This is a genomic window from Candidatus Poribacteria bacterium (assembly GCA_021162805.1).
Taxonomy (GTDB): Bacteria; Poribacteria; WGA-4E; order B28-G17; family B28-G17; genus JAGGXZ01.
Window position 1 is genome coordinate 1 of sequence record JAGGXZ010000005.1, and the last position, 13,859, is coordinate 13,859.

The 13,859-nt window shown below is 51.6% G+C and carries 9 protein-coding genes; 1 reads left to right on the top strand and 8 read right to left on the bottom strand.

The window, feature by feature from the left end; genetic code table 11:
- Window positions 1–264: 264 nt before the first annotated feature.
- From J7M22_00580 to J7M22_00615, 8 genes are all read right to left on the bottom strand, one after another.
- A complete protein-coding gene (locus tag J7M22_00580) occupies window positions 265–900 on the bottom strand; it encodes a DUF4159 domain-containing protein (protein ID MCD6505093.1) in 636 nt (211 codons plus the stop codon).
- 26 nt (window positions 901–926) lie between these two features.
- The gene (locus J7M22_00585; protein MCD6505094.1) at window positions 927–3,128 is read right to left on the bottom strand and encodes a hypothetical protein; all 2,202 of its coding nucleotides are present in this window, start codon (window positions 3,126–3,128) and stop codon (window positions 927–929) included.
- A gap of 335 nt (window positions 3,129–3,463) precedes the next feature.
- Window positions 3,464–3,991, bottom strand: coding sequence for a hypothetical protein (locus tag J7M22_00590; GenBank protein ID MCD6505095.1), 528 nt, complete (start codon window positions 3,989–3,991; stop codon window positions 3,464–3,466).
- A gap of 36 nt (window positions 3,992–4,027) precedes the next feature.
- Window positions 4,028–4,666, bottom strand: coding sequence for an ABC transporter ATP-binding protein (locus tag J7M22_00595; GenBank protein MCD6505096.1), 639 nt, complete (start codon window positions 4,664–4,666; stop codon window positions 4,028–4,030).
- Window position 4,667: 1 nt separating this feature from the next.
- Complete coding sequence (locus J7M22_00600; protein ID MCD6505097.1) at window positions 4,668–10,565, bottom strand: T9SS type A sorting domain-containing protein; 5,898 nt, start codon at window positions 10,563–10,565, stop codon at window positions 4,668–4,670.
- Complete coding sequence (locus tag J7M22_00605) at window positions 10,565–10,978, bottom strand: CoA-binding protein (GenBank protein ID MCD6505098.1); 414 nt, start codon at window positions 10,976–10,978, stop codon at window positions 10,565–10,567. Before J7M22_00605 ends, J7M22_00600 begins: the two co-directional genes overlap by 1 nt.
- Before the next feature lie 101 nt (window positions 10,979–11,079).
- A complete protein-coding gene (locus J7M22_00610; protein MCD6505099.1) occupies window positions 11,080–12,378 on the bottom strand; it encodes a peptidylprolyl isomerase in 1,299 nt (432 codons plus the stop codon).
- A complete protein-coding gene (locus tag J7M22_00615; protein ID MCD6505100.1) occupies window positions 12,375–13,241 on the bottom strand; it encodes a class I SAM-dependent methyltransferase in 867 nt (288 codons plus the stop codon). Before J7M22_00615 ends, J7M22_00610 begins: the two co-directional genes overlap by 4 nt.
- A gap of 363 nt (window positions 13,242–13,604) precedes the next feature.
- On the opposite strand from J7M22_00615, the gene J7M22_00620 reads away from it, so the two are divergent.
- Window positions 13,605–13,859 (top strand): hypothetical protein (locus J7M22_00620; GenBank protein MCD6505101.1); only part of this gene is annotated, 255 nt, incomplete at its 3' end.

The window sequence follows — 13,859 nt, forward strand, 5'->3', positions numbered from 1 at the left end:
AGGAGTTGATAGAGCAAACATGTCGCATGAACAAACGTCGTGCTCATCCGGCAACTTTTCAGATCTTACTTGCTCTTGGCGATTCTTAACTTGATGCGAATGGGGCGAAAGATTCTTCGCCCGTACGGTGCCAATCAACGTCCTATCCCTTTCACGAAGGGTCAAGGGACGAAAACTAGACCATTTTTCGACTCTCGACCCTTGACCATCTTAACCTCAGCCTAAACCTTAACCTGTTTTTGCATCTCCGCTACACTTAACGAATTAATGTGTCAGCACGTAGATCGCGAGATTGATCGCCATACGTATCGCCTGCTCACGCACCTCAGGGGGATCGTGATGTATCTCCGGATCCTCCAACCCGTCGCTGATATCCGCGCTGAAGGAATAAAAAACGACCATTCTACCGTTATAGAATATGGCATATCCCTGAGCCGGATCGCCGTCATGCTCGTGGATTTTAGGCAATCCTGGAAGGTCGTAGAAGCAGTGATAGATCAGGTGATTATCCGGCACCGGAACTAGATCCCCCTCGGGGAAGACTTTCTTTATCTCCCGTCTGAAGCTTTTATCCATACCGTATGAGTCCTCGGCGAAGAGGAAGCCGCCATGTGTCAGATACCCCCTCAACGACCGAACCTCATCATCGCTCAGTTTGATGTTGCCGTGTCCGGTCATGAAGATAAGAGGATATCTGTATATTCGCCTGTCAGTGAGGGATAGGACGACCTGATCCTCAGCCGTATCGATTCCCACCCTTTCCCTTAACGCTTTAAGCCAGTTAGGGATCGTGGTTCTGCTGTCATACCAATCTCCCCCACCTGAATATTTGATCCTGGCGATCGTAAACTTGGCCTCCGCAGCGGCGGAGATAAACGCCGTGATGAGCATCGAGATCATCGCACACAGGATGATAGATCTGACCTTCACATCAGGTCCCTCCTTTTTCTGAGTATCCACTCAGCTGATAGGATCAAAGCTACCACGCCCAGCAATAGAGGGGTATCCCAGATCTCCCTCTCCCTTTGAAGGGTGATAAATTCATCCTTGGTTTTGATCATCTTCGGCAGATGATCTAGATCCTTCAATCCGATATATCTGCCGCCGGATATCTCCGCCAGCTTTTTAAGATATCCCTCATCGAGGTAAAGTTTCTCGAACTCCAGGGTGGATCTTCGAACTTCACACCTCACGGAATCCTCACCCAGCATTGCTCCGCCGTATCGAGCTCGAACGCTAAACTGGTACGAACCCTCGCGCAGGAACTTATAAGAGACGGTATAGACCCCCGCCGTACCTTCGACCTCCTCAACTTCCAGCGGCAGCTCCCTGCCGTATGGGGTTTTAAGCGTCACTTCAACCTGTGCGTTTTTGAGGGGGGTGAAGGTTTCGTCATAAACCCGCACGGTCAGATCGCATCTATCGCCGAGTTGGAAGATTTTCCTACTGAGCGAAGCGGAGACAAGCTTCGCCGTGGTTCTGGTTCCGATCCACCTTATCGCCTGAGCCCAAAATCTTCTGTAGGGCGTGTTTGAGTCCCTAGGCCGACCGGCCAAAGCCCCCCACACCTTGAAATCCCATCCCCAAAGCCCGGCTCCGTTGATGAACAGCACCTTCCCGGAGCCGTATCTCTGGAAGAGCACCACGGGCAGATCGGTTTCTACCCTGTATATCGCCAGAATACTTGCGCCCGACTTCGGCGAAAATCCCGTGAAAAGCCCCTCAAGCGGCGGTAAGTTCTTCCAGGCGACGAGGTTTTCCTCCTTCGTCCCCCCCAATCTCACCACAGGATGATACATCCCCTCACGGGTGAGAGTGGGATTGAACTCCTCCGAGCGGAGGATACAGCCCTGTGGGGGAATGGATATGGGCAGAAGGCGGGCAAGAGGTGTACCCGTCAATCCTCTAGGGCCCATACTGTTTTTGCCGGGCAGGAATATCACGCCTCCGCCTGAGGAGACATATCTGACGATCGATTCAAACTCACCCTTTGTAAGCGATAAGGAATCCAGGTCTCCGATCACTAACACATCGTACCTCGTTAGCTTGCCGGGGGCGGGCAACCCTTCGAGTCCCCCTTCTATGGGAACTGATCCCTTCAGGCTGGGGACCGTTCCCGGTGATTTTCGACGTGGGAGTATGAGATAATCCGGCTTCACGCTCGGATCACCCTCAAGTGCCCTTTTGAGGAATGCGAACTCCCATCTGGGCGTGGATTCGATGAGGAGAACCCTCAACTTGGATTTGACGACTTTCAGGGAAAAGACCTTGGAGTTGTTTTCAGATGATACCTCACCGGGTAAGGTGGGAAGTGAGAGGGTATACGTGAAATCGCCCTCAACAGATGGTTTAAGCTGAAACTTCACCCGCACTATTCGTCCTCTGAGTTCCGTCAGCTTCCTCACCTCCGGCTTATCTTCATTTCCCTTGAGGGTCACCTGAATTTTCTCGCCATCATATCCCAGATTTTCGATGAAGGCGTTAACTTCGGTCGTATGCCCCACGTAGGCTATCGGGGGGATGGAAATGGAGGTTATCCTTATATCTTTAGGTGGTCTAGGCGATCCGACCCCGACAGCGTAGATGGGGACGGGAAACTTTCGCGGCAGCGGTCTTCCCGATGTATCGGCTCCATCGCTCAGCAGCACGACTCCAGCTATCAGCCTGCCGCGCCATGCATTAACCGCTGAAAACAGCGAGGAGATGATCTGAGTGGAGTCATCATCTGCCTCCAGCTTTTCCACGTCCAAGGAACTCCTCAACGATGAACCGAAGGTGTAGCCATGCAGCTCGAACCTGTCGTTGAGCCTCTCCAGTATCCCGTTTGAAAGCGCCTTTTTAACTCGATCGATCCGTTTCTCCCCATCATCCTCGATCGACATACTGCGTGAGGTATCGACGAGCAATATGAGTTCGGGTTTTCTACGCACCTTTTCGCTGAATATGAGCGTTGGCTCCAGCAGCGCTAAGGTGAGGGTGAGAACAGCCAATCCCTTAAGCGCCACAAGGATCGCCCTGTATTTTCCTTCCGGGCCTCTCAGTTTCAGATAGCTCGCTATGATGATGAGAAATATCGGCGTAAATATGAGTGCTCCGTTCCAGAGCGGCCTGGAAAGAATGAAATTCACCCTCTGCCTCCGAACATCAGATGACGGCGCACTAGTAGTGTATCAGCGAGGGGATGAGGTGTCAAGGCCGCGCACTGTTGATCCAGCGGCTTATCTCATGGCTCTTCCAAAAGTGGATATTACCGGTCTTGCGGATCTCCCCGCTCTCAGCGGTAATAATCAGAGGAAAGACCATGTGAGGAGGTATAAGCTGTGTTCTACCGAGATGACAAGTTTATGTTAAATCCACCTGCTGGCTGGTCCATATAGAATCCGGCATGGCAGAAGGCGAGCTGTCTCGTGGCCCGCGCGACCGAATGCCGCACACTTACGGGATATTATTTGAGGATCGGTAATCACATCGATCGATATATCATGATCTGCTCCATGCGTCTTGGGATGGAGATATGAATCGATCTTCGCTTGCCGGTGTCGTCTTTGACCACAAGTGGAGTCTCGATAATATTGCTAAGTCGGGTTGCCCGTGACTCATAATAGAGCCAGATCCTTTTAGAGGAGTATGGATTGACCTGAACCTCCTTGCCTGGATAAAACTGCTCGTGCTGCGGGAAGGGTATGAGGATCTCGTCTGAACCCTTTTTAAGCTTTATCGGGTCAGGGTTTTCCCTCGGCGAATAGCCGCTCAGCTTACACCTTGTTATCTTTATAGCACGGCCGGATCTATTGATGAGGTTGACGGAGACGATCATGGCTATTCTCCTCCGATCCTCCCGGTCCACGAACCAGGTATCCTCCTGAATTGGCTCGATCTCCAGGCCCGGTATCTGGAGCTTATGGTGGATGAACTTCCCGATCGCCCCGACCGCTATCAATCCCATAACCGTTAAAGCTCCGGCCGTGCTCCTGAGAAAATCCACAAGCATCCAGAAGAAGTCCTCTAAAATCTTCCTCCCTCCTTCCTATGAATTATTCGGCACAAGGGAAATATGAACGTCACATATGGCTTTTAGCTCCTCACCATAAGCTGATGCTATCAGTATCGCCTTACCCATGTTTTTCAGTTCCTTCAGAAGATCGGTAACGATTTTCCTCCATCTCGCGTCGAGCGGTATGAGGGGTTCATCCAGGATCACCGCCTTGGGATCGTGGACGATCTCACAGGCCAGTCTGAGCCTTATTCTCTCACCTGCGGAGAGCCTCTCGATTGGACAATCGGTCATCTCCTCCAGTTCAAAGAGCTTCTCCATCGCTTCGATCCTGTCCCTCAGCTTTTTCCCTCTAAGCCCGTGGATAGAGCCCAAATACCTCAGATATTCTATGGCCTTTATCCTTCTCATCCGGCGGGATAGATCATCCTGGGCGAGGTAGCCGATGATCTTCAGCGACTCGTTCCATCTTTTAAAGGGATCGATCCCGAAGACCCTCACGGCGCCGGAATCCGGACGGGTTATACCTGCGGCAAGTTCGAGCAAGAGAGATTTGCCCGATCCGTTCGGCCCTGTTACCCCTGCTATCTGCCCGGGTTCAACCCGTAACGTTATACCCTCGAATATCCTTTTCCCTTTTATCCTTTTAGAGACCGACTCGATATATATCATCTTATCGCAGAATAGCTAGTTTTCCGATCCTCTCGATTTTCCTATGACCGACTTTGACTGTGACCTTATACAGGTAGACGCCGTTCGCGAGCGGTCTGCCGTTTTTATCCGTGCAATCCCAGTACTCCTCGTTATATTTTCTCTCCGCCGAGGCGTGCTCTATCGTCCTGACCAACCTCCCCGCCAACGTATATATCTTTATCGTAACGTCATCGGGCTGTTGTGTGAGGTAATAGTAAAAGACGGTATCCTTGGAGATGGGATTTGGGACGTTGATGAGCTTTTCCAATCTAACGGGCTCGTTGATTTCGATGTGCAATTCCCTTGAGGCCTTGTTCTCGCTGGTGTCGGCCACATCGACTTGGAGGACATACCTGCCATTGGGACAGTCGGGTTCGAAGAAAAGCATGGCTTTATCCGGCTGAGCGTTTGAGAAATCCAGCTTATATTCCCCCTCCTTCAACTCGCTGGGACCCTCAAGCTCGGAGCCGAATCGGGCCCTCAGCGTTTTGATATCCAATCCGTGATCGTCCTCGATGATCAACACGAAATGCGGCTGACTGTCCAGAATATCCCCATCTGAGATCTCCCTCTCGTTCGCATAAACCCTGATCTTCGGCGGCGACAGGTCCGGTTCCTTTTCGACGTAGAAAACCATCTCCTGGAAATCCCCCAGATCGGATTTGACCTGATTGCCGCACATATCGCTGACGCCGATCCTGAAGGTGTATCTGCCGATGTGCAGGATGGGGTTATATCTGATGGGGACGACCTCTCCCTCCCCCGATATGCTGTACTCTTTAGGTGATACCTCCTTGAAACTCCCCTCTTTCCCACCGCGGTCGGCCTTGACTAGAAGCCTGAAAGAGGAGGTATCGATGAAATTGGGATCTTCGAGCAGGATGGATATATGTGGGCGGGGCGGGATGACCGATCCGGGCTTCGGGGTTTCACCATCAACCCAGAGCTTGACCTCCGGCGGCGTATCGTCCAATCCGTGCATCAAGGTGAACGATCCCAGGCGGTCGACCTCGGCTTCCACCTCGCCGATATAGGTGGTCCTGAATATGAACTTATCCCCTGCCTTGAAACTCTGGCTGCCCGGCACAACGTTAATCTTCACCCCCAAACTTCTCAGCGTCAGCGTCTTATCTATCTCCCCCTCGGCGATCGCTCCTCCTCCATCGGTGGATACCGGAACCCCATATTCGTCGAAGATCTGGTATCTCATCTTATCGAGGAAGATGATGATCCAATTGCCGGTTTTCCTGGGAGTAGGATTCTCAACCGGTTCGATTATAGGGGTTCCGTCGCCTATGTTATAGTTCCTCATGTTGATGATTCCCACGTTGTTGCCGGTGGTCATCACAGTCGAGAAACAGAAGGTATCGCCGAGGTGTGGCTTTTCCCCCTTAGTATCGAAGAGGATTATCCTGATACCCAGTATATCGTTGCGAAAGACATCTCCAACCTTGCCGATTCCCTCCACTCTTTCGAAGGTGTTCGATCCCTCTCGCTTAAGCAATAGTATATATCTCGATTCATCCAGGAACATGAGAACCCAATCGCCGACGGGTGTGATGGCGTTATCTACTATCACCTTCGACAACAGCAGGTTTCTGGTGAAGCTATTCTGCGAGACAGGGGGGGAGATGTGGAAGGCGTTCTCCGTTTTGATCCACGACTTCACCTTTCGCCATGCTTCAAGCTGAGGGTCCCATCGGAATATGGCCAGATGTTCCTCCCACCGTTTAATCTCCGATTTAAGCTGATTACGCTGAATTGTGGTGAGATAATCGCCGAGGTTTAATCTCTGACGGATATAATCGTCGAGTTTCTTCCTATCATATTTCATGCTTATCCTGATCGGGCCGATAAGGGATGCCGAACCGGACCGCAGCTCAAGTTTAAACATCTTGCTTTCAAGCGGAACAGGCATCAGGGCGGGGAACAGATCGGGCTGATCGCTATGACTCACCGGCAGGGCGGTCACCGAGAGGTTGGTCTCGGCTGAGACGGAGCTTTTAGGGATCTCAAGCGTCAGGATCTTATCGATGCTTTCCCCGATGACATCCCTATCTCCGAGGATGAAATCGTTGACGGCGAAAAGCTTAACTCCCTCGTTATCGACGTCGGATGGCTCCTTGATCCTCCCCTGAACCTTATCCTCGTGGTCGTATTCCGGCATCTCAGGATCGATCCAGGCGTATATCTTGTGAACGCCGGAGTCGAGAGGCCTTTTCAACGGCAGCTCAACCCTGACCCTCTGCATCACCTCCTTGGCCTCCTGCCATGAGTCGGGGGGGATGACCGCCTTGCCCAGTATTTGGGCGTCGACGTCCACGGTGCTGTCCCCGTTCTTATCCGGATCTCCGTCGAAGAAACAGACCAGCACGGGAACCTTGATGGGTTTATCGCCGTTGTTCTCGAAATCGGCCCAGATGATCCATCCGCCTATTTCCCTTGAATATTCATATCCTATCCTGGGTGAAGTGGCCTCGCCGTGATATGAAATCGCCAGATTAATACCTACGGGGGCAGGCACGGTTCGCTCAGAGCTGCTCGCTATCCTGTTGTCCATGTCTATGGCCGTCACCTCATAGTGAACCGAGTATCCGGTTTCGGGCAAGGGTATGGGTTTCTCCGTTTTGTAAATCTCCTTTTTATCGCCCAGGACCATCCTGGTGATGTTCGATCGGTAATCGGTCGTGAGATACCACTTGCACTCGACCTGTTTTATACCTCCCTCCCCGGCGTTATCCTGAACCCGTGCGTAAACCATGAGGGAGTTATCGGTGATCTCATGCCATACCTTCAGGATCACAGGATATCGGATGCTGAATCTAACGCCCCCTATAGCGTAATCGCCGCCTTTCCCCTTGGCCTTGAGCCTCACGATCCCCTCTCCAGGTATGGCCCTCGGGGATATGTTGAATCTTATATCGCCGAACTGACCGTCCCAGCAGTTGACGACCTTGTGGGATGGCGGGATATCGTTTTGGGGGTCATCGTCGAGGTTGTTGGGATAGATCAACGTGGCCTCAATATCGGCGTTGAACCACCTCGCCACATTGCCCTTCTTGTCATAGACGTAATTTCGCTTGACCACGAGTTGTGAGGAAGGATCGACGGAGTAGGACTCCAGCTCCGTCTTTATCTTCAGATCCGGCAGCTTGAGTCTCAGGGCGGGGTCTCCGAACAGTATATATTGTTCCGCGCCCGGAACCCATTGCTCGATAGATGTATTGATAAATTCTATTTTAGCCTGATTGATGATAGCTCCGAGCACAGGGGGATCGACATCGAACATATATTTGAAGAGCACCATATCGAAGGCGGAGTTCGCGTAGGCGAAGGTAAGCCTCGATGCGCTGAGCACGGCTATAGCCCCCTTATCCCTCTGTATGATGAACTCCTCCGCCAGAGATCTCTCCCCGAACTTCTGCGGCATGTCGAAGAACCCGTTTAGGCAGGTGGTTGTGATAAGGAACGGGTACTTCCCCTTGTTTGAAAGACGCTGGATATCATCCCCCCTGAAGATATTCTCATCCGCCCATGTCCAACTACCGCCATGTCCCGAATATTCGGCTATGACGACGCCCCTGTTTATCTCATCTATTATCATCTTATTGGCCCTCATGGGCGAGCCTATCTTACGGAGATAGACCTTAACCGGTTCATATGCGACCGGGATGACGTTTCGGAATAACCTCTCCCTGCTCCTCTCGAACTCATCATCTCCTGCGTGTGTCAGATCATCATCGGCCGCCTCCAGTATCCTGTTCTGCCAGTAATCCGATTGCGATTCGGTCTCATACTCGATGATCTTATCCACTATCTCATCCACCTCGGAAGGACGTTGTACCGGCAGCCTACCGATGAGCATATCAGGGAGCCTATCATCCCCGTTAACCTCCACGAACTTCTGATCCATCGCCGCTTCGCCTCCCACGGGCGCCCAGCTATGATAGGTGGGGACAAATATCGGCGCTATGTTCAGCTTCATCCCTATCCTCTCATAATACTTTTTTACGGCTCCCTTATAGTCATAACTCGCATCGCCCACCAGAAGGACATAGGTCGGGGGTTTAGCCCAGTTGAAAAAGGCGTATCTGAGGAAGCTCCTTATGGCGTGGGGATTAAATATGCCGTGTGAGAACTCGTCGTATATATCATCCACATCCACCACCAGCACATCGAGCCCCTGGCTTCTGCGGAAATCGGCGAGCTTCCCTATCGGCTTGAGGAAGTCCCTGTGAGATATGATGACGTAATCATAGCTGTTAGATGGGTTTCGAAGGTTAGAGGGGTTATCCAGGATGATCTCGTTTGGACGTATATAACCGGTGCTGGGCACGGCGTAGTATGTGTTGAGACGCGATATGGAGTCCTCCATCATCGCCGTAAACCTGCCATTTCCCTCCTCAACCACCTTCGTGTTGATTATCCTCGCCACTATCCCGTTATCGGATATCTGATAGAAATCGACATCGGGGGTGAAGAAATCCCTGACCTTGAATATGACGGGGCCGGTGACGGGCGGGTCTATATCTGAGGAGAACTTAAGCCCCTTCGGATCGGTCTCAAAGGAACGCCAGTATTCGATCTCGATCCAATCCAGGTAGAAATCGGCTTTGCTTTCAGGCGTGTTGTTCTGATCGTGAGCCACTATCAGGACGGTGTTGTCGTTGCTCATCCCATATTTCTGAACGAAGGTGGACTCGGCTATGCATTCGTTCTGTCTGCGCCATTCGGCCTGGAGGATGGGCACGGAGTTCACGAAGACGGAGACGGAGTGTAGGGCGTTGTTCTTGTAGGAAACCCCTTGGAACCGAGCTCTGAAGGTCGCCTTCCTGTTGTTCTTAAGCGCATATGGAAGCCTGATCCGGATGAACTTCTGCTTTTCCTTCTCCGAGTTGCCGTTGAACTCCGTCCAGAAGAAATGATCGGCCAGCTCAGAGGTGACATCCTCAAGCGGGTCGTGGATCACGTCCTCCTCGAAATGCTTGAGGGTTTTGAAGGCTTGAGCGACCACCGCTGATGGGTTTCTGATGGAACCATCTTTGATAACGGCCCTTCTCCCGGGCTTCCCTCCCCAAGTGAGCCAGTAGACGTTCTCATCGGTGAATCTGTTTCTCGTGATTCCCTGACCATAGAAGATGATCCTGTCCTGCGGATCGAACTTCCCATCCTCCTCGCCCTCGACCCATATGCTCTCCTCATGTCCCTGACAGATCAGCCTGAAAGTTCTGGGATCGATCTCATCCACCCTCACCCCCAACCCTTCCAGATCCGACGGAGTGATGGCATAGATTCCATCCCTGGAGACCTTGATCTTGATCCACCCCGCCGGAGGGGATTCCGACGAAACATCATATTGATTCCAACCCCTTATCCTGTATCTCCACCTTTTAGCCTGCTTGTAATTGATCAGGAGCGAACGGCAAAGCGACTCAAAGGCGGGCGAATCCTCAGGTATACTTGAATAACCGGGCGTTGAGACGGGGGGGAAGGTGATCTTGAAGGTTATGGATCTATAGAGCCTCGCCCTGTCGTTCCCCGTGGCTTGAACCGGATAGACCTTCAGACGAGCTATCCTCTGAAACCTCAGAAACCCGATAGGACCAAACTCGAACATCCTCCCGTCATAGGCGAGACGATTCCCCTCATCCGGTTTCGGGATGAGCATCGATTCCGAGTCGATGACTGAAACGGAAGGGAGAGAACCGGGAGGAATCCCAAGCAGGGCGACCGCCGAGGAAGCGAGATCTGGGGAATCGCCGAGCTCAAAGCGAAGGATCAGTTCATCCCTTTCCTCCCTCAGCACCTTAAACCCGGCATATAAGGAATGGCAGATCAGAAGCGAAAGAGCCAACCAAAGCCAGATCCCCTTTTGCATCACCTCTTCCTCAGGACCATATGCTCAACCATCATACATCGGTCCATAACCACATCCAATCCCGCCTTGATCGCCATTTCAGCGGCTGAGTTGTTAACTATCCCTTTCTGCATCCATATGACCTTAGCCCCCTTCTGGATCGCCTGTTCGACTATCTGCGGCACAGCCTGTGGCTTCCTGAATATATCCACGATCTCCACAGGCTCCGTGACGTCAAGCAGGGATGGATAGCACCTCTCACCCAGAAGTTCCCTATATCTGGGATTAATGGGTATGATCTTATACCCTTGTCTCTTGAGATATTCGGCGACCTTGTAGCTGTCCCTACTGGGATAACCGGACAGTCCGACGATCGCCACGGTTTTGTGCCTGGTCAATATCTCCCTGATCTTCTCGTCAGGCGTATGAAACATCGGCAGCTCACAAAATCGCGACATCTCATCCTCCCCGGATAGTTCACGGAAATATTCCCTCGCGGTCTCCCGATCTCCGTCTCCATATTATATCCGGGCGATCAACCGGAGGACAAGTCGGACATCACCCGGACGAACATCCTCTTTTTAAGTTTATCGATGAACTTTCTCTTCTCCTCCTGGAACTTCTTCTCCTTGAGGAAATTCCTTATCTGTTCGCGTTCGTAATCTGAAAGCGTTCCGATAGTTCGGGATTCGACCTTGAAGATATGCACGCCGAACGGGGTCCAGACCGGGTCTGAGACCTCGCCTGCCTTGAGTTTCTCCACCTTTCCTCTGATGAGGGGGTCCAGCTCATCGAGGGATTTCACCCCGAGGTCTCCTCCCTTCTCTCTGGTCGCCTCGTCGTCCGAAAACCTTCTGGCCAGCTCACCGAAATCCTCGCCCGCTCTGATCCTACGGATCACTTCCTCGACCTTCCGGTTTACCGCTTTCTGCTGTTGGGGTGAAAGCTTATAGGCGATGAATATATCGCTGATCTCCAATTCATCGCCCGATCTGGAGTCGAGCCTGATTATGTGATAGCCGGTCGGGCTCTCAATCGGTTTGGAGAACTCCCCTACTTTGAGCTTCAGCGCCGCCGAATAGATCCCCGGGTTGAGCATCTGAAGCTCCTGGGCCTTGAAGGAGCCGAGTCTGATCTGCTTCGAGTCGGAGTAATTTCGGGCGACGGATTCGAATTTCTCCCCTGAGGAGAGCCTCTTGTAAGCCTCTGTCGCCTTCTCAAACGCCTTTCGTTTCTCATCATCTGAAAAGGGAAGCTTGATGAAAATATGTCTCAGATGGATTTTCTCCTTGGAGGCCGATTTGAGCTGATCCATGTGTTCCCGATAGAACTTCTCCACCTCTTCATCCGAGACCTCCGTTTTGCCAGCCAGCTCTTGAGTGAGGAGCTTATCGGCCATGATCCTCTTACGAACTTCATCCCTGTATCCCCTGAGGGTGTAACCCTGTTTCCTTAGTTCCTTGACGAACTCCTCATCGGATGTGATGCCTGCCTGAGACTTAATGGCGTTGAGATACTCTTGGATCTCCGATTCGGTAACCGTTATCTTCCGTCGCCTGGCCTCATAGACGAGAATTAATTGATCTATCATCTGCTGTAGCAGATCCTGCCGTTCGCTTTCGGCCTTTTCCCTGGCTTCCTTAGGTGAGAGGTTGTAACTCGTCTCCAGCTCCCTCGCCCGGTCGATCACCAGCTTGTTCAGGTCGCCGAGCGTTATCACATCGTCGTTTACTATAGCGATGATCCTGTCCACCACCTTCGCATCGCTCATCGTCGGATGAAATGCCAGATAGATCGAAAGCAAAACGAGAATCGTTCCCCCAAGGCGTCTCATGGTTTCCTCCTCATCCAAAAGCTGCTGGGCCAGACCTTTCCTCTATCGTATGAGTCAAAGGCCCTCTCCAGCTTTTCAGGATAATTTAAATGTATGTAGCTCCCCGCCCATAACACCTCAAAAGCATCGTTGAAGGCCAGGAAAGCCTGCAACAGATACTGTTCATTCCAAAACCGATACATCTCCAACACCCAGTCCCTGGGATACTCCATTGGGAGGAAGATATCATGTAGATGCACGATGACCCCTTTAGCGAGTCTCGGCATTATCTCGAGATACTCGTATTGGACGTCACCACCTATTCTTAAAACGTGACTTGAGTCGATAAACAGTATATCGTTCTCCCTCAGCCTGCCGAACTCGGAAAGGTCGACCTCCTCAACCTTAGCGGGTATCAGCTTGGAAAGGCCGGGGAATCCGCCTTTCAGCTCATCATCCGGATAGGGATCGATAGCGATCAATTCGCAGCCGTGTCCTTCCCCTTCGTTTTTCAGTATCGCTCTGGCGGATATGCGGGTCGAATGGCCCGATCCGATCTCGATCACCCGTTGAGGCTTGAAATATCGAATCATGCAGTATAATATCTCGGTATCCACGGGCCCGAAGTTCGGATGGCTGGGAAGGAGGTCATATTCTCCCTTGAAACGCAGGAACTCCCCGAGAAGTTCGACCTGAGCCTGCTCATTCATCCTGAGGCCGACAAGCTCTGAGCGGCGTGACCACAGATCCTCTTTCAACGACCTCGTGTCGGGGATCGGCTGATAGAAGTGATTCAATGTGATGTGAAACCCCATCCTCTCCCATATCCTGAACATCCGAACGAAGAAGAGGCGATATAAGGGGCGAAGCATAAACCGAATCATCCCCTTAAACGTCAAGGTTATCACCCGGCCGATTTCCCTCAATAGGAAAGCTATATTTGGAAGGGATTTGATATGACACGAGCAATTTTAACATGCGTTTCCTTGGCTGTCAAGTAAGGGACGTAAAGTGCCAGGAGGTGGTCTTGCTTTGGCTGAGATATCATAGAGTGTGGTGGGAGATGAACTTCCAGACGGATTGGAGAATGGAGTTCGGCGGGGATGGCCTGAGGATGATTGAGAGGATGAGCAGATAGGTAGGGTTGAAACCCACATTCCGCACCTACTCTTCCAAGAAATAACGGTACTGTATAATATTTTGTGTAAATTAGGGAGAGAAACAGAAGAGAAAACAGGAGGTGTGACATGATCCTCAAGGACAGAGAATCAATAAGAGAGTTCCTCAAGGAGAACGGGATAAGAGATTTGGTTGGCCTTCAACAGGTCATCAAGCAGATGACAGGAGTTCTGATAAAGGAACTGGGTAGGAGGCTGAGAAAGAGAGGGCTTAAAAGGAGAGGAAGAGGGAGATACCAAGCGGACAGGCCTCCCATCATAGCTTTGATACTCAGAGGTGGTTACAGGATAGTTTTCAGCGCCAAAAGAGCTACTAAAGCTACG